Source organism: Bacteroides sp. K03, assembly GCF_019734355.1.
GTDB lineage: Bacteria > Bacteroidota > Bacteroidia > Bacteroidales > Bacteroidaceae > Bacteroides > Bacteroides nordii.
In genome coordinates, this window is the sequence record NZ_JAASHC010000038.1 from 1 (window position 1) to 19,582 (window position 19,582).

General features: G+C 42.1%; 20 protein-coding genes. 14 read left to right on the forward strand and 6 right to left on the reverse strand.

Annotated elements, in window-relative coordinates; all coding sequences use genetic code 11:
• Positions 1-76: 76 nt before the first annotated feature.
• Complete coding sequence (locus HCG69_RS18445) at positions 77-949, reverse strand: NAD kinase (protein WP_221651240.1); 873 nt, start codon at positions 947-949, stop codon at positions 77-79.
• 103 nt (positions 950-1,052) lie between these two features.
• Here HCG69_RS18445 and HCG69_RS18450 point away from each other — a divergent pair, with 103 nt between their 5' ends.
• The 14 genes from HCG69_RS18450 (at position 1,053) to folE (ending at position 12,882) form a co-directional block, all read left to right on the forward strand.
• Positions 1,053-1,766, forward strand: coding sequence for a pyridoxine 5'-phosphate synthase (locus tag HCG69_RS18450; RefSeq protein WP_221651282.1), 714 nt, complete (start codon positions 1,053-1,055; stop codon positions 1,764-1,766).
• Positions 1,766-2,488, forward strand: coding sequence for a MotA/TolQ/ExbB proton channel family protein (locus HCG69_RS18455; protein WP_221651241.1), 723 nt, complete (start codon positions 1,766-1,768; stop codon positions 2,486-2,488). Before HCG69_RS18450 ends, HCG69_RS18455 begins: the two co-directional genes overlap by 1 nt.
• An 8-nt stretch (positions 2,489-2,496) precedes the next feature.
• Positions 2,497-2,916, forward strand: coding sequence for a biopolymer transporter ExbD (locus tag HCG69_RS18460; RefSeq protein WP_221651242.1), 420 nt, complete (start codon positions 2,497-2,499; stop codon positions 2,914-2,916).
• Entirely contained in the window at positions 2,916-3,755 is an 840-nt protein-coding gene (locus tag HCG69_RS18465; RefSeq protein ID WP_221651283.1) for a TonB family protein, read from the forward strand. Before HCG69_RS18460 ends, HCG69_RS18465 begins: the two co-directional genes overlap by 1 nt.
• Before the next feature lie 68 nt (positions 3,756-3,823).
• A complete protein-coding gene (locus HCG69_RS18470; protein ID WP_221651243.1) occupies positions 3,824-4,375 on the forward strand; it encodes a DJ-1 family glyoxalase III in 552 nt (183 codons plus the stop codon).
• A gap of 4 nt (positions 4,376-4,379) precedes the next feature.
• Complete coding sequence (locus HCG69_RS18475) at positions 4,380-5,042, forward strand: 2-C-methyl-D-erythritol 4-phosphate cytidylyltransferase (RefSeq protein ID WP_221651244.1); 663 nt, start codon at positions 4,380-4,382, stop codon at positions 5,040-5,042.
• Entirely contained in the window at positions 5,035-7,131 is a 2,097-nt protein-coding gene (gene recG, locus HCG69_RS18480; RefSeq protein ID WP_221651245.1) for an ATP-dependent DNA helicase RecG, read from the forward strand. The genes HCG69_RS18475 and recG overlap by 8 nt, the downstream gene beginning before the upstream one ends.
• 220 nt (positions 7,132-7,351) lie before the next feature.
• Positions 7,352-7,816: a nucleoside-diphosphate kinase gene (gene ndk / locus HCG69_RS18485; protein WP_221651246.1), complete on the forward strand. Its 465-nt coding sequence runs from the start codon at positions 7,352-7,354 to the stop codon at positions 7,814-7,816.
• Positions 7,817-7,834: 18 nt separating this feature from the next.
• Positions 7,835-8,716: a M23 family metallopeptidase gene (locus tag HCG69_RS18490; protein ID WP_221651247.1), complete on the forward strand. Its 882-nt coding sequence runs from the start codon at positions 7,835-7,837 to the stop codon at positions 8,714-8,716.
• Between the two features lie 109 nt (positions 8,717-8,825).
• Positions 8,826-9,368, forward strand: a complete 543-nt coding sequence (locus tag HCG69_RS18495) for a DUF1599 domain-containing protein (RefSeq protein ID WP_007486889.1) — start codon at positions 8,826-8,828, stop codon at positions 9,366-9,368.
• The gene (locus HCG69_RS18500; RefSeq protein WP_221651248.1) at positions 9,358-10,806 is read left to right on the forward strand and encodes a BT_3928 family protein; all 1,449 of its coding nucleotides are present in this window, start codon (positions 9,358-9,360) and stop codon (positions 10,804-10,806) included. Before HCG69_RS18495 ends, HCG69_RS18500 begins: the two co-directional genes overlap by 11 nt.
• Positions 10,807-10,871: 65 nt before the next feature.
• Complete coding sequence (gene tpiA / locus HCG69_RS18505; RefSeq protein WP_221651249.1) at positions 10,872-11,627, forward strand: triose-phosphate isomerase; 756 nt, start codon at positions 10,872-10,874, stop codon at positions 11,625-11,627.
• 219 nt (positions 11,628-11,846) lie between these two features.
• Positions 11,847-12,293: an SPOR domain-containing protein gene (locus HCG69_RS18510; RefSeq protein ID WP_221651250.1), complete on the forward strand. Its 447-nt coding sequence runs from the start codon at positions 11,847-11,849 to the stop codon at positions 12,291-12,293.
• Positions 12,294-12,300: 7 nt separating this feature from the next.
• A complete protein-coding gene (gene folE, locus HCG69_RS18515; protein WP_002562578.1) occupies positions 12,301-12,882 on the forward strand; it encodes a GTP cyclohydrolase I FolE in 582 nt (193 codons plus the stop codon).
• Positions 12,883-12,977: 95 nt separating this feature from the next.
• Here the strand turns inward: folE and dnaG are convergent, their stop codons facing one another.
• The 5 genes from dnaG to HCG69_RS18540 all read right to left on the reverse strand — a co-directional run bounded on the left by dnaG (position 12,978) and on the right by HCG69_RS18540 (position 19,154).
• Complete coding sequence (gene dnaG / locus HCG69_RS18520; protein ID WP_221651251.1) at positions 12,978-14,993, reverse strand: DNA primase; 2,016 nt, start codon at positions 14,991-14,993, stop codon at positions 12,978-12,980.
• Positions 14,994-15,104: 111 nt separating this feature from the next.
• A complete protein-coding gene (locus tag HCG69_RS18525) occupies positions 15,105-15,878 on the reverse strand; it encodes a prephenate dehydrogenase/arogenate dehydrogenase family protein (protein ID WP_221651252.1) in 774 nt (257 codons plus the stop codon).
• A gap of 104 nt (positions 15,879-15,982) precedes the next feature.
• Positions 15,983-17,044 (reverse strand): bifunctional 3-deoxy-7-phosphoheptulonate synthase/chorismate mutase type II, encoded by a 1,062-nt coding sequence (locus HCG69_RS18530; protein ID WP_221651253.1) that lies wholly within the window; start codon positions 17,042-17,044, stop codon positions 15,983-15,985.
• 102 nt (positions 17,045-17,146) lie between these two features.
• Positions 17,147-18,331: a pyridoxal phosphate-dependent aminotransferase gene (locus tag HCG69_RS18535; protein ID WP_221651254.1), complete on the reverse strand. Its 1,185-nt coding sequence runs from the start codon at positions 18,329-18,331 to the stop codon at positions 17,147-17,149.
• Positions 18,306-19,154, reverse strand: coding sequence for a prephenate dehydratase (locus HCG69_RS18540; RefSeq protein ID WP_221651255.1), 849 nt, complete (start codon positions 19,152-19,154; stop codon positions 18,306-18,308). The genes HCG69_RS18535 and HCG69_RS18540 overlap by 26 nt, the downstream gene beginning before the upstream one ends.
• Between the last annotated feature and the right edge of the window lie 428 nt (positions 19,155-19,582).

Below are 19,582 nucleotides of genomic sequence, written 5' to 3' on the forward strand. Positions count from 1 at the left end.
CCCTGTGAAACTCTGTGCCACTCTGTGGTGAACCAAAGTAAACACCGCCTGGAGAAAACTACCCGTGCGGGAAGCACTATATTCTGTTATCGGCTCCCCACATCAGTTTAGATCGTAAGGTGTCGAAAAAGATATGGTCGTAGCGTTTTACTACTTTGATAGCGTAAGGAGCTTTTCGGATTGTTAATCGTGTTGTTTCTTTACATGTTTCGCTTCGTCCGTCTATGGCTACGAGGAAATTGTGGCTACGACTTTCTACATCAAGGGTTAACTCCCAATCATCACAAATAACAATTGGACGTACGTTAAGACTGTGTGGAGCTACAGGAGTAATGGCTATTGTTTTGGAATGCGGTACAATGATAGGCCCCCCTACGCTGAGTGAGTAGGCCGTAGAACCTGTAGGTGTTGAAATTATTAATCCATCTGCCTGATACGTAGTGAGGAAAGCTCCGTTTATCGCTGTTCGTATGCTGATCATTGATGAACTATCGCGTTTTAATATTGCAATTTCATTAAGTGCAAATGGAGAACATTGTAGGTGTTTATCATCGCATATCAGTTGAAGTACACTACGTTCTTCTACGCTATACTGCCCTGTGTATATTTCATTAAAGGTTTTTTCTATTTCTGCCGGAGATATATCAGCAAGAAATCCCAAACGTCCGGTATTGATTCCCAAAATCGGAATATTCTTGTCACCAACTCTGCTGGCTGCTTTCAGAAAAGTTCCGTCACCACCAATGCTGATAACCATATCGGCTGAAAAGTTATTGCCATCAAACAATCCGGCAGGATGGATGTTTAATTTCATATCCGATACCAGAAAATGATAGAATTCTCTACACAGGAATATTTCAGCTCCGTGTTCTTCCAGAATACGGAACAATGTTTCTGCGTGTGATGATTTTTTAGCCTGATACGTATTTCCGAAGATAGCAAATTTCATATGTAACATCATTAGTTAGGATGCAAATTTGGCATTTTTTTTCGGGATTGCTGTTATGGTGTTACTAATATTTGTATTTTTGCAGCAAACAATCCATGTAATGATGACTAGATTAAGTGTGAATATAAATAAGGTGGCTACCCTGAGGAATGCTCGTGGTGGAGATGTACCTAATGTGGTAAAGGTAGCACTGGACTGTGAGGCTTTTGGAGCGGACGGAATAACTGTTCATCCCCGACCTGATGAACGACATATCCGTATGGCTGATGTATATGATTTACGTCCGCTATTACGAACAGAGTTTAATATTGAAGGTTATCCTTCTCCTGAGTTCATTGATCTTGTGTTGAAGGTAAAGCCTCATCAGGTAACTTTGGTTCCTGACTCTCCTTCTCAGATTACTTCCAATTCCGGTTGGGATACAAAGGTTAACTTTGATTTTCTGGCAGAGGTGCTTGATGCGTTTAATACTGCCGGGATTCGTACTTCTGTATTTGTATCCGCTGATGCGGAGATGATTGAATATGCAGCCAAGGCTGGTGCTGATAGGGTAGAACTCTATACAGAACCTTATGCTACTGCTTTTTCTAAAGATCCGGAGGCTGCTGTTGCTCCTTTTGTTGAAGCTGCTAAGGTGGCACGTAAACTGGGAATTGGGCTAAATGCCGGACATGATCTTAGTTTGGTGAATTTGAATTTCTTTTATAAAAACATTCCCTGGCTGGACGAAGTTTCTATTGGACATGCATTGATAAGTGATGCGCTCTATCTGGGACTCGAACGTACTATCCAGGAATATAAAAATTGTCTTCGCTAATGAATGCACTTCTGTTATTGGCCCAAGGGGCTGCAAGTATGGCTGATTCTCTGGCAACAGCCAATCCGGTACTTACTCCTGTAGATGCTCCGGCAGAGATGAATATGCTTGATATGGCTGTGAAAGGTGGCTGGATTATGATTGTACTGGCTGTACTTTCAGTAGGATGTTTCTATATCCTGTTTGAACGTATGTATGCTATTCGAAAAGCGAACAAGGAAGATCCGATGTTTATGGATAAAATAAAAGATTATATTCATAGCGGAGAAATTAAGTCAGCCATAAATTATTGCCGTACTGTAAATACTCCTTCTGCCCGTATGATTGAGAAAGGTATAAGTCGTCTGGGTCGGCCGGTAAATGATGTACAGGCAGCTATAGAGAATGTAGGAAATATCGAAGTGGCTAAACTGGAAAAAGGATTACCTGTAATGGCTACAATTGCAGGTGGTGCTCCGATGTTGGGTTTTTTGGGTACGGTAACCGGTATGGTACGTGCTTTCTATAATATGGCTAATGCGGGTAGCGGGAATATTGATATAACATTGCTCTCTGGAGGAATTTATGAAGCAATGATAACTACAGTGGGTGGTTTGATTGTTGGTATTATTGCTATGTTTGCTTACAATTACCTTGTGATGCTGGTAGATCGTGTGGTAAACAAGATGGAATCAAAGACTATGGCTTTCATGGACTTACTCAATGAACCTGCTCAGAAATAATTATTAATATGGCATTAAAACGAAGAGCTAAAATATCTCCTAACTTTAGTATGGCATCCATGACAGATGTTATATTTCTGTTGTTGATCTTTTTTATGATTACTTCTACTGTAGTATCTCCGAACGCTATTAAAGTGTTGCTCCCGCAAGGAAAACAGCAGACTTCAGCGAAGCCTCTGACACGGGTGATTATCGGTAAGGATCTGAATTTTTATGCGGCTTTCGGTAGTGAGAAGGAACATTCTTTAACGTTGGACGAACTGACTCCTTTTCTGCAAAGTTGTGCTGAGAGAGAACCGGAAATGTATGTAGCGCTTTATGCAGACGAAACAGTGCCTTACCGTGAGATTGTGAAAGTACTGAATATAGCGAATGAGAATCATTTTAAAATGGTGCTGGCTACACGCCCGCCCGAAACAAATAAATGATGGACGGAAAGAAAAAGGGTGAATACATAGGAATGTTGGGTGCATTGTTGGTGCATGTAGCTATTATTGCTCTTTTGATTCTGGTGAGTTTCACTCTCCCCAATAATCAGGATGAAGGCGGTGTACCCGTAATGATGGGAGATGTAGATGCTTCGTTAGGGAATTATGATCCTTCCACAATGGTAGATGTAGATATTCTTCCTCCGGAGGACGTACCAGAAGTGGTAGAGCCGCAGGAAACTGTGGAGCAGGAGATGATAACGCAAACAGAAGAGGAGACGGTTGTCATAAAGCCTAAAGCTGAGCCTAAAAAGGAAAAGCCTGAAGTGGTGAAGAAGCCTGAGAAGACTGCTGCAGAGAAAGCAGCAGAAGCAAAAAAACTTGCTGAAGAAAAAGCGGAACGGGAACGGAAAGCTGCTGCCGAAGCTGCAGCAAAACGGGTATCGGGAGCTTTTGGTAAAGGTGCTCAGATGGATGGAAGTAAAGGGACAGCCAGCAGCGGTACAGGTGTAGAAGGCAGTAAAGATGGTAATTCGCCGTCCGGAGCTAAAACCGGTACAGGTGGTTATGGTACATTTGATCTTGGTGGACGTTCTATAGGAGAGGGAGGTTTACCTCGTCCTGTGTACAATGTTCAGGAAGAAGGTCGTGTAGTAGTTTCTATTACTGTGAATCCGGCAGGACATGTGATTGCTACCAGTATCAATCGTCAGACGAACACAGTAAACACTGCATTACGCAAAGCGGCGGAAGACGCTGCAAGAAGAGCTCGCTTTAATGCTGTGGAGGGTGTGAATAACCAGACAGGTACTATAACGTATTACTTTAATTTGAGATAAATAATTAACCAATTAACGCGCCAGCCAATTGGTGGATAACTGATTGGTGTTGGCATATTATTTAGAGTATGGGAACTGTATATGCTTTTTTCGCAGACGGGTTTGAAGAGATTGAAGCCTTCACCGCTATTGACACGCTAAGACGTGCCGGATTGAATGTAGAAATTGTATCTGTGACTCCAGATGAGATCGTTGTTGGTGCACATGATATTTCGGTACTTTGCGATGTTAACTTCGTGAACTGTGACTTTTTTGATGCTGATCTGTTATTGTTACCTGGCGGTATGCCCGGTGCGGCTACTCTTGACAAGCATGAGGGGTTGCGCAAACTGATTCTGAACTTTGCAGAGAAGAACAAACCGATTGCAGCTATTTGTGCAGCACCTATGGTACTTGGTAAACTCGGCCTGTTGAAAGGGCGCAAGGCGACCTGCTATCCTAGCTTTGAGCAATATCTTGACGGAGCTGAATGTGTTAATGAACCGGTTGTAGTAGATGGCAACATTATTACAGGTATGGGACCGGGTGCTGCTATGGACTTTGCATTGGCTATTGTAGAAAAACTCGAAGGTAAAGAGAAAGTAGAAGAGTTGGTAGAGGCAATGTGTGTAAGACGCTGATGCTATGACTCATACTGTCTTGATTGTTGCCGGTGGTAAGGGATTACGTATGGGGAGTGATCTTCCCAAACAATTTCTTCCTATTGGCGGAAAACCTGTGTTAATGCATACCATTGAAGCTTTTCACCGTTTTGACGGAACGATGAAAATCATTCTTGTATTGCCCAAAGAGCAGCAAACTTACTGGCAGGAACTCTGTGCAAAACATTCATTTGTTATTGAACATATTGTTGCTGACGGAGGTGAGACCCGTTTTCATTCTGTGAAGAATGGTCTGGCCTGTGTCAACTCCGGATTGGTGGGAGTACATGATGGAGTACGTCCGTTCGTTTCTCCGGAAGTTATAAAACGTTGCTATGAACTGGCTGCCATAAAAAAAGCAGTAATACCAGTAATTGATGTGGTAGAGACAGTGCGTCATATAACAGAAACAGGTAGTGAGACGGTAAACCGTAATGATTATAAATTAGTTCAGACTCCGCAGGTATTTGATGCAGAACTTTTGAAACAAGCTTATGCACAGGAGTATACTCCTTTTTTTACCGATGATGCTTCCGTTGTGGAAGCAATGGGAGTTCCTGTTTGTCTGGCAGAAGGGAATCGGGAAAATATAAAAATTACCACTCCCTTTGATTTGAAAATAAGTAGTGCTCTGGTGAATGTTTGATTTAGCTACACGTGACATAAAATATATATCCGGCGTAGGGCCACAGAAGGCGGGTGTACTCAACAAAGAGTTGGAGATATATTCCGTGCACGATCTTATTTACTATTTTCCTTATAAATATGTTGACCGTAGTCGTATCTATTATATTCATGAGATAGATGGAAATATGCCCTATATTCAATTGAAAGGGCAGATACTGGGCTTTGAAACCTTTGGTGAAGGGCGTCAGCGCAGATTAGTGGCGCATTTCTCTGATGGAACAGGGGTAGTAGATCTGGTGTGGTTTCAAGGAATCAAATTTATTATAGGTAAATATAAAGTTCACGAAGAATATATTGTATTTGGCAAGCCGACAGTTTTTGGCGGGCGCATCAATGTAGCGCATCCCGATATGGATAAGCCATCCGAATTAAAGCTTACTGCTACTGGATTGCAGCCTTATTATAATACAACGGAGAAGATGAAGCGTAGCTTCCTCAATTCTCATGCAATAGCCAAGATGATGGCGGTTGTGCTTCAGCAAATACAGGAGCCGCTTCCTGAAACTTTATCTCCTAAAATACTTACTGATCATCATTTGATGCCGTTGACAGAGGCTTTGCGTAATATTCATTTTCCTGTCAATCCGGAACTTCTGCGTAAGGCACAGTATCGTTTGAAGTTTGAAGAGCTTTTTTATGTACAACTCAATATTCTACGTTATGCCAAAGATCGCCAGCGGAGATACCGGGGATATGTTTTTGAAGTTGTCGGCGAAGTATTCAATACGTTTTATTCCCGTAACCTTCCTTTTGAACTTACTGGCGCACAGAAACGTGTGTTGAAAGAAATTCGTCAGGATGTTGGGTCCGGGCGGCAAATGAATCGTCTGCTACAGGGTGATGTGGGAAGTGGAAAGACACTGGTGGCGTTGATGAGTATGTTGATGGCGCTTGATAATGGTTATCAGGCATGTATGATGGCTCCTACGGAAATACTTGCCAATCAGCATTATGAGACGATAAAGGAGCTCCTTTTTGGTATGGATATTCGTGTGGAGTTACTGACTGGCTCGGTGAAAGGTAAAAAGCGGGAGGCTATTCTTTCCGGTTTGCTCACAGGAGACGTTAATATACTGATCGGTACTCACGCCGTTATTGAGGATACTGTCAATTTCTCATCTCTTGGTTTTGTGGTTATCGATGAGCAACATCGTTTCGGTGTAGCACAACGTGCCCGTTTGTGGAGTAAAAATGTACAGCCTCCTCATGTACTTGTGATGACGGCTACCCCGATTCCCCGTACGTTGGCAATGACCTTGTATGGAGATCTTGATGTTTCCATTATTGATGAACTGCCTCCTGGCAGGAAGCCTATTTCTACTGTTCATCAGTTTGATAACAGACGGGAAAGCCTTTATCGGTCTGTTCATAAACAGATTGCCGAAGGACGTCAGATTTATATTGTTTATCCACTTATAAAAGAGAGTGAAAAGATTGATTTGAAGAATCTGGAAGAAGGTTATCTGCAGATTTGTGAAGAGTTTCCTGAATGTAAAGTCTGTAAAGTTCACGGGAAAATGAAACCTGTCGAGAAGGACGGACAGATGCAGCTTTTTGTGTCGGGAGAAGCACAGATAATGGTGGCCACTACTGTTATTGAAGTGGGAGTAAATGTACCCAATGCTTCTGTTATGATTATTGAGAATGCTGAGCGTTTCGGATTATCACAACTCCATCAGCTTCGTGGTCGTGTGGGGCGTGGGGCCGAACAGTCTTATTGTATTCTGGTGACAAATTATAAACTTACTGAAGAAACCCGCAAACGACTTGAAATCATGGTACGTACTAATGACGGTTTTGAAATAGCGGAGGCTGATTTGAAATTGCGTGGTCCGGGAGATTTGGAGGGTACCCAGCAAAGTGGTATTGCTTTTGATTTGAAGATAGCCGATATTGCCCGGGATGGTCAGCTGCTACAGTATGTCCGTAATGTTGCACAAGAAATTGTTGATACTGATCCGGAAGCTCGTAATCCGGAAAATGAGGTATTGTGGCAACAGCTTAAAGCACTTCGTAAGACGAACGTTAACTGGGCTTCTATAAGTTGAAAAAACGGTTAAACATACAGCTTATTTGCAAAATATGCTGCAAAACATATTTCTTATTATATCTCCTATTTATAGGACTTTAGAACCTATTTTCCTTACTATTTGCTTTTCTGACTATGAAAAAAAGTTAAGGAAGCACCTTGTTTTTCGTCGGGAAATACTATCTTTGGAAGAATTTTATAATAAATGTGCCATTTAACACTTTGAAAGAAGTCATCTTATGATTGAAAAAACGTTAGTTATCTTGAAACCATGTACCGTTCAGCGGGCGTTAATCGGTGAAATACTTCATCGTTTTGAACGTAAAGGTTTACGTTTGGCTGGTATGAAGATGATGAAGTTGACAGACGAAGTATTAAGTGAACATTATGCCCACCTGAGTGCAAAGCCTTTCTTTCAGCGTGTGAAAGATTCTATGATGACAGCTCCTGTTGTCGTTTGTTGCTTCGAGGGGGTGGACGCAATTCAAACTGTCCGTACGTTGGCTGGTCCTACTAACGGGCGTCTGGCAGCACCGGGAACTATTCGTGGAGATTACAGTATGAGCTTTCAAGAAAATATAGTTCATGCTTCTGATTCACCTGAGACCGCGGCAGCCGAATTAACCAGATTCTTTAAACCAGAAGAGATATTCGATTACAAACAGGTGACGTTTGACTATCTGTATGCAAATGACGAATATTAATTGAATTGACGAAAACGAATGAATTTCAATTGTATTAAAACCGTAATGATTGCCGCAGTGGCTATGGTCAGCCTGAACTCTTTTTCTCAGGACTTGATCGCCCGACAGGCCCCAATTGACAAGAAATTAAAAACAGTAGATTCTTTGGCATTGCAAAAGCAGATTCGTGCCGAACAAGCTGAATATCCCGCATTAAGTCTTTATCCGAACTGGAGTAATCAGTATGTACATGCTTACGGAAAGGATGTTATCATTCCCGAAACTTACACCATTGACCTGACTGGTTTCCATATGCCTACTCCAAGTACACGTATTACTTCACCTTTCGGTCCTCGTTGGAGAAGAATGCATAATGGACTTGACCTTAAAGTGAATATTGGTGATACAATCGTAGCTGCTTTTGACGGAAAAGTACGTATTGTTAAATACGAACGTCGTGGATATGGTAAATATGTAGTTATTCGTCATGATAATGGGTTAGAGACTGTGTATGGACATTTGTCCAAGCAATTGGTTGAAGAGAATCAATTGGTAAAAGCCGGCGAGGTGATTGGGCTGGGTGGTAATACCGGACGTTCTACCGGTTCACATCTTCATTTTGAAACCCGTTTCCTGGGTATTGCTATTAATCCGATTTATATGTTTGACTTCCCGAAACAGGATATCGTAGCAGATACATATACATTCAGAAGGTCTAAAGGTGGTGCAAGTAGCAAAACTGGTGCTCATGATGCTCAGCTGGCAAGTGACGGAGCCATCAGATATCATAAGGTAAAGAGTGGAGATACTTTGTCTCGTATTGCAAAATTGCGTGGCGTTTCTATTAGTACACTTTGTAAGTTAAATCGTATTACTACTAAGACGATTCTGCGTCCAGGACAAGTTTTACGCTGTTCATAAGAGAAATAGATTTATTTATAGTGCAAGTAGCCGGACAATGTATGATTGCCCGGCTATTTTTTTCTTTTTTCTTCGATTATTGTTACCTTTGCGCTCTATTTGTAAGGAAATGAAAGATACCAAGCAACAATTTGAGCATGTCACCGCTTTGTGCCGTGACCTATTTTCCAAGAAGCTGCACGATTACGGTCCTGCGTGGCGCATTCTACGTCCGGCTTCTGTTACTGACCAGATTTTCATTAAGGCCAACCGGATTCGTAGTATTGAAACAAAAGGCGTGTCGTTAATTGACGAAGGCATTCGTTCAGAGTTCATTGCGATTGTCAATTATGGTATTATCGGATTGATACAGCTAGAACTTGGTTATGCCGATTCTGCTGATATCAGTAATGAGGAAGCAATGGTTCTTTATGATAAATATGCAAAGGAAGCTTTGGAACTAATGCTTGCTAAAAATCATGATTACGATGAAGCGTGGCGAAGTATGCGTGTCAGCTCCTATACCGATTTGATTCTAATGAAGATTTATCGTACCAAGCAGATTGAGAGTTTGTCAGGTAACACATTGGTGTCTGAGGGGATTGATGCAAACTATATGGATATGATTAATTATTCCGTTTTTGGTTTAATTAAAATAGAATTTGAAGACTAAGAATTTACATATCATTCAAAAGGCGTGGACGAATGCCTGTCGCTTCTTGTTGGCAGCAGCGTTTATATTCTCCGGATTTGTGAAAGCTGTTGATCCGCTGGGATCACAGTATAAGATACAAGACTATCTGGAAGCTTTTGGCATGATATCGTGGTTTCCTTCTTTCTTCCCTTTGTTGGCAGCAGTTATCTTGTCAGCTGTAGAGTTTTCGGTAGGGGTTTGCATGTTTTTTGGTATACGGAAAACAACGACCACAATTCTTGCTTTGCTCATCATGCTGTTCATGACTCCGCTGACTCTTTATCTGGCATTGAAAAATCCGGTTTCGGACTGTGGCTGTTTTGGTGATGCATGGGTATTGACTAACTGGGAAACTTTCGGCAAGAATATTGTGTTGCTGATTGCAGCTTATTCTACATTCCGGTGGAAGAAACAGATTATACGTTTCATTTCGGCAAAGACAGAGTGGCTGGTGTCGCTGTATACTGTATTATTTGTGTTTGCTCTTTCATTTTATTGTCTCGCACATTTGCCTATTCTGGACTTTCGTCCCTATAGGATAGGAAATAATATTCCTGCAGGGATGGAAATACCGGACGGAGCAAAGCCAAATGTTTATGAAACTACTTTTGTTCTGGAAAAGAATGGTGAGAAGAAGGAGTTTGCACTTGAGAATTACCCGGATAGTACCTGGACGTTTGTAGATACACGTACGGTTCTGAAAGAGAAGGGATATGAACCATCTATTCACGATTTCTCATTATTGGAACAGAGTACGGGTGAGGATATCACTGATAAGGTGCTGACTGATATCGGTTATACTTTTTTGTTGGTGGCGCACCGGATAGAAGAGGCGGATGATAGTAATATAGACCTTATTAATGAGATATATGATTATTCGGTTGAAAATGGTTACGGCTTTTATTGCCTGACTTCTTCACCGGAAGAAGAGATAGAACTTTGGCGTGATAAGACCGGTGCAGAGTATCCGTTCTGCCTGGTGGATGATATCACACTGAAAACAATCATTCGTTCCAATCCGGGGTTGGTACTGATAAAGAATGGTACAATTCTGAATAAGTGGAATGATGCCGATTTACCGGATGAATATGCGTTGACCGATAAGTTGGAAAAACTGGAAGTGGGTAAGCTGAAGAAGGTAAGTGATGTGCATACTATCGGATATGTATTTCTGTGGTTTGCTATACCGTTGCTACTTGTGTTAGGACTGGATATTCTGGTTGTAAAACGTAGAGAAAAGAAAGGAGAAGCGCTGAGAAAAAGAAATGCCGAATTGTTAAAGGTGCTTCCCGCACGGGGAGGTTCGACAGGCGATGATGGTGCTGATCATGCTGAGGAGAATAATTTGATAAATCAGAATCTGGTTGATAAAACTGATGAAACGGGGTATTCAGATAAACCGGGTCACTCTGGCTAACTTCAATCGTCTAATTGTAAATTGTTTAATCGTAAATATATTAACCCTTTTAATAAAAAAACAAAATGAGAAAGAACATTGTTGCAGGAAACTGGAAAATGAACAAAACCCTCCAGGAGGGTATTGCTCTTGCAAAAGAATTGAATGAAGCATTAACAGTTGATAAACCTAATTGTGATGTAGTAATTTGCACTCCGTTTATTCACCTTGCTTCTGTTACTCCTATTGTAGATGCTGCTATTATCGGTGTAGGTGCAGAAAACTGTGCAGACAAGGTTGAAGGTGCTTATACAGGTGAAGTTTCAGCTGCTATGGTTGCTTCTACAGGTGCAAAGTATGTAATCTTAGGTCACTCAGAACGCCGTGCTTACTATGGTGAAACTGTTGAAATCTTGAAAGAGAAAGTGAAATTGGCTTTGGCTAACGGTCTGACTCCGATCTTCTGTATTGGTGAAGTGTTGGAAGAACGTGAGGCGGACAAACAAAATGAAGTAGTTGCTGCTCAGTTGGCTTCTGTATTTGATCTGTCTGCAGAAGATTTTGCTAAGATCGTCCTGGCGTATGAGCCGGTTTGGGCTATCGGTACAGGTAAAACTGCTACTCCTGCTCAGGCACAGGAAATTCATGCATTTATCCGTTCGGTTGTTGCTGAGAAATATGGTAAAGAGATCGCTGATAATACTTCCATTCTGTACGGTGGTAGTTGTAAGCCTTCTAATGCTAAAGAATTATTCTCTAATCCGGATGTTGACGGTGGATTGATCGGTGGTGCTGCTTTGAAAGTTGCTGACTTCAAGGGTATCATTGACGCATTCAAATAAGAATAAAGAGCTATGGGGAGGGGTGTAGAGTTATAAGGTTATAAAGTTATAGAGTGGTGTATGCTTCGGACTTTAAGTTGATAATGACTTATTATGGTTTTCTATAACTTAATAATCTTACCACTCTATACCCCCTTATAATTCCTGTAACTTCTATAGCTTTATAACCCTATAACTCTATGGCTTTATAACTCATAACTTCCTTTATTACTTGCTTTTATGAGAAAACTTGGTTTACTTTTGTTGTTGTTTGCTTTTGCCGGTGCAATGCAAGCCCAGAATATAGTGAAGAGCCTGGAGCGAAATGTTCCCGGACAGGGTAAGGTGACTATCCACCAGGATCCTCGTATTGAGGCATTGCTGGGGATGGAGCATACTGCTACCGGAGAGCAGAAAGTAATTAAAACTTCTGGTTTTCGTGTGCAGACGTATGCCGGTAATAATACCCGTCAGGCAAAGACGGAGGCCCATAATGTGGCAGCGAAGATAAAAGAGTTCTTTCCGGAATTGCCTGTTTATACCCCTTTTAATCCTCCCCGCTGGCTATGCCGTGTCGGAGATTTCCGTAGTATTGAAGAAGCAGACGCCATGATGCGTAAATTGAAAGCAACCGGCGTATTCAAGGAAGTTTCTATTGTTAAAGATCAAATAAATATCCCTTTATAATTTCATTATGTTAGGAAAAGAAGAAATTGTCTCTCCGGCTTTGGAGGATCTGAAAAGTCACTATCGCAGTATTATTACTTTATTGGGTGAAGATGCCGAAAGGGAGGGGCTTTTGAAAACTCCCGAGCGTGTAGCCAAAGCCATGCTCAGTTTAACTAAAGGGTATCATCTGGATCCTCATGAAGTTCTTCGTTCTGCTAAGTTCAAGGAAGAATATAGTCAGATGGTGATAGTGAAAGACATTGATTTCTTTTCTCTCTGCGAGCACCATATGCTTCCGTTTTATGGAAAGGCACATGTGGCTTATATCCCTAATGGCTACATCACGGGGTTGAGTAAGATTGCCCGTGTAGTCGATATCTTCTCTCATCGCCTGCAGGTGCAGGAGCGTATGACATTGCAAATTAAAGAATGTATCCAGGAAACTCTCAACCCATTGGGAGTGATGGTTGTGGTAGAAGCCCAACATATGTGTATGCAAATGCGTGGTGTAGAGAAACAAAATTCAATAACAACTACATCTGATTTTACCGGAGCTTTTAATCAGGCTAAAACCCGGGAAGAATTTATGAATCTGATAAACAGGTAAGCAGTGATTAGCGGGGTAGTGATTAGTGATTAGTGATTAGTGGCTGCGCTATTATACCGCATGGTACTAATCACTAATCATTACTGCACTAATCCCTATCTTAGCACCACTCTATCTCCAAGTCTTTTTGCCATTAGACTTTGAATTTCTTTCATTTCTTTGTAGCGTTGCATAAGGGCGGCGCATTTCTCATCATCGTCTTCATTGGCAGGATCTTGCAGGGCATACATGATGTGTTTTAACTCTGCTGCTACAATTGCATTCTTAAAGTTTATCATCAATGTAGGAACCAGTTCAAAGAGGCGTTCCTCGTCTGTAACTATTTTCTGTGTTTTGGAGTGAAATTTACTCAGTTGATACCGGTCACTTGCCAGTTCGGTAGCAATGGAACTGATTTCCGGATCGGAGTGGGCTATAAAATAGCGTTCGGCTATAAATCCGGGATTATGGATATGGGATGCTGCCTCTGTCAGGATACGGCGATGTAAAGGATTATGAAATGCGAGTTCATCTTCTTTTAAGTCATGAACGATGTATTCAATCACACTGACCGGAGTTTCCTGTCCCTCTTCATCCTCCATGTTGCACATTATCTTTTCCCCATAACGCACTATTGCCTGAAGAATCAATCGTTCGTACCGATAAAACTCCTGGCCTTCTTTTCCTTCCTGGGGGATGTAAGACTGATAAGAATCTTCCAGTTCGTCAGGTGGGAAGGGAGGAGGGAAATCTCCATTTTGCATTTCTGCCGGAGCGCCGGATGAATTGTTAGTGTTGAGTATCGGTTTATTCTCTTTCTCGGCTTGTATTTCTCTTCGTTTGGCAACTTCCGAAACGAGTAGTTTATCTTCTACCCGCAACAATTGTCCGCACTCTTTGATATACACATCACGCACAATTGCTTCCGGAATCACTGAGATACTTTGTACGATGTTATTGATGAGTTCTGCCCGTTTGATCGGATCTTTACCGGCATCTTCCAGCAATAGATTGGTCTTGAAACGGATGAAGTCGGTTTCATGTTCCTTGATGAACGCCTGAAATTCTGTAGCATTGTGTTTCCGGGCAAAAGAGTCAGGGTCGTCACCATCGGGCAGAAGGCAGACCTTGATATTCATTCCTTCTTCCAGCAACATATCAATACCGCGGATGGAAGCCTTGATACCGGCCATGTCACCATCATAAAGCACGGTAATGTTGTTGGTAAAGCGATGGATCAAACGGATTTGCCCGGGAGTCAATGAAGTTCCTGATGAAGCAACAACATTTTCCACTCCTGACTGGTGCATGGAGATAACGTCTGTATATCCCTCTACAAGAAAACAGCGGTCTTGTTTTACAATGGCTTGTTTTGCAAAATAGATACCGTAGAGTTCATTACTTTTATGATAGATTTCGGACTCCGGAGAGTTGACATACTTGGCGAGCTTTTTGTTCTCTGTACTGAGTACGCGCCCTCCAAAAGCTACGACTTTTCCCGAAAGTGTATGTACGGGAAACATTACACGTCCCCAGAAGCGGTCGCGCAGACGCCCGTCATCTGTTTCGTAACAAAGCCCGGTTTTGACAAGGTATTCCTTTTTAAATCCTTTGCGTATGGCTTCCTGTACCAATGCATCATGACTCTCGGTACTGAAACCAAGCTGAAACTTTTCAATGATATCATCCCGAAATCCACGCTGGCGGAAGTAAGCCATACCAATGCTTCTCCCATCTACATGGTTCTTCAATATATTCTGGAAATAGTCGCGGGCGAAGTTATTAACGATAAACATACTTTCACGTGTACTTTGCGCCTGCTTCTCTTCATTGGTCAGTTCCCGTTCTTTTATTTCGATGTTATACTTCTTAGCCAGGTATTTTAGTGCTTCGTAGTACGACATTTGTTCGTGTTCCATGACGAAATGCACTGAATTACCACCTTTTCCGCAGCTGAAGCATTTGCACAGTCCTTTTGAGGGTGAAACGCTGAAAGAGGGGGTTTTTTCATTATGGAACGGGCACAAGCCTACATAGTTCACACCCCGTTTACGTAGTGTGACGAATTCGGATACTACATCAACAATTTGTGCAGCATCGAGTATACGGTCTATGGTTGCCTGATCTATCATGGATTCTCCTTTGTTTTTTTAGCGGATACAAAGTTACTATAAAATTAGCCCTTATCAAAAACTTATTTGATAAGGGCTGATTAATTTTTCTCTAAGATCTCTTTTACAGGTTTATTTGATCTTTTCCCGTATTTTAGTCAGATACTTTTTCATGCCTTCGGCATCTTTATTTTCTATTATCTCCAGAAGATTTTTCAGTTCTGTCCGTATATTGGCTACTTGTGCCGGAGTACGGGGATTGAAAAGAATCTCTTGCAATAGGTAATCGTCTTCACTCAAAAGTCCTTTGGCAATAGCCATATGTTTCTTGAAAGTGGTTCCCGGGGCTTCCTGATGCTTCATGACAGCAGCAAACACAAATGTTGAAACAAATGGTATGGAAAGTGAATAAGCCACTGTCTCATCGTGTTCATCGAATGTATATTCAAAAATATTCAGTCGAAGACTGTTGTACAGATCCTTGAAGAATACTTTTCCCAAATGGTCGCTTTCGCTGATGATAATAGCACTTTCGCTACTCAGATTGCTGAGGCTGGCGAAGGTAGGACCAAACATCGGGTGGGTAGATACATAGCGGAAACCGCTCTCTTCATAGAATTTTTTCAGTCCGGTTTTTACGGAAGCAATATCACTAAGTATACAGTCTTTAGGTAGTGTAGGCAGGATTTTACGAAAAGCATCCAGCGTATACTTCACTGTTGCTGCGTTGATAACCAGTTCCGGTTCAAAGTCTTTAATCTCTTCCAGAGTAGTGAAACGATAGGTGTTATAAACAAAACGCAACTGATGTGGGTTGACGTCAAACACGGCCGTCTCGTGCTGAAAACTCAGTATATCAGTGAAAAAAGAGCCCATCTTGCCGGCTCCGAGAATTAAAATTCGCATGTGATTAGTGATTAGCGATTAGTGATTAGTGATTAGTAAGGGGGGAGTAGTGATTAATCATTAGCTGCTAATCATTAATCACTATCCCGCTAATCACTCACTAATCATTTATTAATAATTTCCATTTGTTGACGAACCGATTCTTCGTGTATCGCTTCGAATATTCTTTTCATGAATTCCCCGTCCATACCGCATTGTTCACCTTGTGCACCGCGTTTCTCAAGAATTTCATTGTAACGTCCTCTTTGAAGTATCGTGATATCGTGCTCTTTTTTGTACGTGCCAATTTCGCGGGCTACGCGCATACGTTTTGCCAGTTCCTGAATGATGTTATCGTCACATTCGTCAATCTGTTTACGAAGCTGGCTCAGGTTTTCTGTAGTCTGAGTCTCTTTACGGATTACGAGCAAGTTCAGGATATAATCCAATACGTCTGGTGTAACTTGTTGTGAAGCATCACTCCAGGCACAATCCGGATTGCAGTGGCTTTCTACAATTAGTCCGTCGAAGTTGAGGTCCATTGCTTGTTGGCAGAGCGGAGCTATCAGTTCGCGTTTACCTCCAATGTGACTTGGGTCGCAGAAGATAGGCAATTCCGGTAGACGGCGGCGCAGCTCAATGGGGATATGCCATTGCGGCAAGTTGCGGTAGAGTTTTTTGTCATAGCTGCTGAAGCCACGGTGAATAGCACCCAGGCGTTTCAGACCTGCATTATTGATACGTTCCAAAGCACCAATCCAGAGTTCAAGATCAGGATTCACCGGATTCTTTATCAATACAGGTATATCCACACCTTTCAGTGCATCGGCTATTTCCTGTACGGCAAACGGGTTGGCAGTAGTACGGGCACCTATCCACAATATGTCAATACCTGCTTTCAGACATTCGTATACATGTTTGGCTGTAGCTACTTCGGTAGATACATACATGCCTGTTTCTTTTTTTACTTCTTTCAACCATGCCAATCCGTCAACGCCTACACCTTCGAAACCACCCGGTTTGGTACGGGGTTTCCAGATTCCGGCACGAAATATTTTCATTCCTTTGGCTGCCAATTCTTTGGCGGTAGTCATTACTTGTTCTTCTGTCTCTGCACTACATGGGCCGGCAATGACGACGGGTCTTTTTGCTTCGACACCCGGCAGTAAAATTGATTCGAGTTCCATAATTGAATAATGTGCCAATATGCCAATGTACTGATGTGCCAATTGGCTGGCGCTTTAATTGGGTTATTATTTATTTTTCTATTATTCTCTATTATAATTGCCTTATTGGCATATCATTTTAATTCGTTCCAGCGCTTCTGCCAGTTTTGCATCTTTGCAGCAAAGAGAGATACGAATGTATCTTGCTCCGTTACTTCCGAAGATGAATCCCGGAGTGATAAATACACGCGCCTCGTGAAGTATTTTTTCTGTCAGCTCTTCCACATCGGCATATGTATCGGGTATTTTTCCCCAGAGGAACATGCCCACTTGTTGGTCGTCATAAGTACATCCCAGTGTTTGCATGATTTTTCCTGCCAGGTGGCGGCGGTTACGATAGTTGTGGTTGTTCCCTTCGTACCATTCGGTATCGGCTTCCAGGGCTTTGGCAGCAGCCAGTTGCATGGCACGGAACATTCCGCTGTCTATATTGCTCTTCACTTTCAGTATCCACTGTACAAATTGTGCATTAGATGCCAGCATACCGATACGCCAGCCCGGCATATTGTGGCTCTTACTCATGGAGTTGAATTCGATGCAACAATCTTTAGCTCCCGGTACGCTGAGAATACTCAAAGGACGGTCGTTCAGAATGAAGCTGTAAGGGTTGTCGTTTACTATAACAATGCTTTTACGGCGGGCGAAATCGACCAAACGTTCATACAGTTCCATTGTAGCATTGGCTCCTGTCGGCATGTTAGGATAGTTGGTCCACATCAGTTTTACGCGACTCAGATCCATCTTTTCCAGTTCGTCGAAGTCGGGCATCCAGCCAGCATCTTCTTTCAGATTGTAATTTATGACTTCTGCACCCAGGATTTTGCTGAGTGAAGTATAGGTAGGATATCCCGGATTGGGCACCAACACCTGTTCACCCGGATTAACGAAAGCCAGGGTTACGTGCAGGATACCCTCTTTTGAACCTATCAGTGGCTGTATTTCCGTAGCGGGATCGAGTTCAACGTTGTACCATTTTTTATACCAGCCGGCAAAACCTTTACGCAATTCCGGGATACCTACGTAAGGTTGGTAACCGTGTCCGTTCGGGTTTTGTGCTTCGTTGCACAGTGTTTGGATAGTCTCTTCCGAGGGAGGCATATCAGGACTTCCGATCCCCAGGCTGATTATATCTTTGCCTTCTGCATTCATCTGCGCTACTTCCTTCAGTTTTTTAGAGAAGTAGTATTCGCTTACGCTGGCCAGCCGATTGGCGGGAGCAATGTTATATGTTTGATTTACCTTCTGCATATTCGCCTAATATTTTAAGTTCTTTGGTTAGTGGAGTGATCGCGGTGATTGATTGTTTATATCTCAGATAGTCATTGAACGATACATCTACGTAAAACTGATATTCCCATTCTCTTCCGATGATAGGGAGTGATTGTATTTTAGTCAGGTTGATGTTGTAGAATGACAGGATAGAGAGCACTTGTGACAGACTGCCTTCTGTGTGTGGCAAAGTGAATACCATGCTTGCCTTATTAATAATTACTGAGTGGTAACGGCTGAGTTCGTCTACTTGCCAGGGATCGGCTACTATAAGGAAGCGGGTGAAGTTGTGTTTGTTTGTCTCGATGCTTTCCTGTAGAATTTTCATTCCATAACGTTCGGCGGCTACTTTGGAGCAGATGGCAGCATGTCCTTTCAGGTCTCCCTCTTTTATCATTTCGGCGCTACGGGCGGTATCTTCGCCTTCTACCACTTTGATGTTGGGGTGTTGTTGCAGGAATTCGCGGCACTGCATGAGTGCGATAGGGTGGGAGTTGACCTCTGTGATGTCACTCCAATCTTCCTCGGGCAGGCAGACGAAGCAATGTGAAATACGCAGTTTATGTTCGCCGATAATCTGTGTACCACTTTGACGCAATAATTCATTGTTGTGTAGCAGGCTTCCTGCTATGGTATTTTCAATAGCTAACATACCGATTACCTGGCTGTCTTTGCGGATGGCCTTAAACACGTCTTCAAAAGTAGTGCAGCAGATTAACTCTATATCTTCTCCTTCGAAGTACTTGTGAGCGGCGATATCGTGATACGAGCCGAGTGTTCCTTGAATTGCTATCTTTTTCATTCCTTCTTAATGTGTATTATATAAAAAAATCCCGCATCCATAATGGAGCGGGATTCATATTATTGATTCTTTCCTTTCAGTCCTTAAGCATCACTGTCACTTGATACATACAAACTCCCGCTCTACTTTCTGGCTAAAGTAAAAGTAAAAAAAGAAGTAATATGTAAAGTTAAATACGTTCATACTAACAGTTGCTTTTGTTTTAATTCGGGGACAAATGTAATACTTTTCTTTTAAATGCAAGCAAAAAGTGACTTTTTTTTGCATTGTACAGGATAATATTAAGAGTTTGCCATGATTCGCTGTGTTTTGGTTAGTGTTAATCCGATGTTTCACCACAGAGGACACAGAGTTTTAAATCTTTATTGAAACGCAGATTAACGCAGATTAACACAGATAAGCGCAGGTTAAAAGACTGTAGATCTTTA

Excerpts from the sequence above, each read along its gene's own strand:
- HCG69_RS18530 (WP_221651253.1), bottom strand. The coding sequence starts at position 17,044 with ATGGAACTCGAATCAATTTTACTGCCGGGTGTCGAAGCAAAAAGACCC.
- ndk (WP_221651246.1), top strand. The coding sequence starts at position 7,352 with ATGATTGAAAAAACGTTAGTTATCTTGAAACCATGTACCGTTCAGCGG.
- HCG69_RS18490 (WP_221651247.1), top strand. The coding sequence starts at position 7,835 with ATGAATTTCAATTGTATTAAAACCGTAATGATTGCCGCAGTGGCTATG.
- HCG69_RS18540 (WP_221651255.1), bottom strand. The coding sequence starts at position 19,154 with ATGAAAAAGATAGCAATTCAAGGAACACTCGGCTCGTATCACGATATC.
- HCG69_RS18510 (WP_221651250.1), top strand. The coding sequence starts at position 11,847 with ATGAGAAAACTTGGTTTACTTTTGTTGTTGTTTGCTTTTGCCGGTGCA.
- HCG69_RS18495 (WP_007486889.1), top strand. The coding sequence starts at position 8,826 with ATGAAAGATACCAAGCAACAATTTGAGCATGTCACCGCTTTGTGCCGT.
- recG (WP_221651245.1), top strand. The coding sequence starts at position 5,035 with ATGTTTGATTTAGCTACACGTGACATAAAATATATATCCGGCGTAGGG.
- dnaG (WP_221651251.1), bottom strand. The coding sequence starts at position 14,993 with ATGATAGATCAGGCAACCATAGACCGTATACTCGATGCTGCACAAATT.
- HCG69_RS18535 (WP_221651254.1), bottom strand. The coding sequence starts at position 18,331 with ATGCAGAAGGTAAATCAAACATATAACATTGCTCCCGCCAATCGGCTG.
- HCG69_RS18475 (WP_221651244.1), top strand. The coding sequence starts at position 4,380 with ATGACTCATACTGTCTTGATTGTTGCCGGTGGTAAGGGATTACGTATG.
- HCG69_RS18455 (WP_221651241.1), top strand. The coding sequence starts at position 1,766 with ATGAATGCACTTCTGTTATTGGCCCAAGGGGCTGCAAGTATGGCTGAT.
- tpiA (WP_221651249.1), top strand. The coding sequence starts at position 10,872 with ATGAGAAAGAACATTGTTGCAGGAAACTGGAAAATGAACAAAACCCTC.
- HCG69_RS18525 (WP_221651252.1), bottom strand. The coding sequence starts at position 15,878 with ATGCGAATTTTAATTCTCGGAGCCGGCAAGATGGGCTCTTTTTTCACT.
- folE (WP_002562578.1), top strand. The coding sequence starts at position 12,301 with ATGTTAGGAAAAGAAGAAATTGTCTCTCCGGCTTTGGAGGATCTGAAA.
- HCG69_RS18470 (WP_221651243.1), top strand. The coding sequence starts at position 3,824 with ATGGGAACTGTATATGCTTTTTTCGCAGACGGGTTTGAAGAGATTGAA.
- HCG69_RS18450 (WP_221651282.1), top strand. The coding sequence starts at position 1,053 with ATGACTAGATTAAGTGTGAATATAAATAAGGTGGCTACCCTGAGGAAT.
- HCG69_RS18460 (WP_221651242.1), top strand. The coding sequence starts at position 2,497 with ATGGCATTAAAACGAAGAGCTAAAATATCTCCTAACTTTAGTATGGCA.
- HCG69_RS18445 (WP_221651240.1), bottom strand. The coding sequence starts at position 949 with ATGAAATTTGCTATCTTCGGAAATACGTATCAGGCTAAAAAATCATCA.
- HCG69_RS18465 (WP_221651283.1), top strand. The coding sequence starts at position 2,916 with ATGGACGGAAAGAAAAAGGGTGAATACATAGGAATGTTGGGTGCATTG.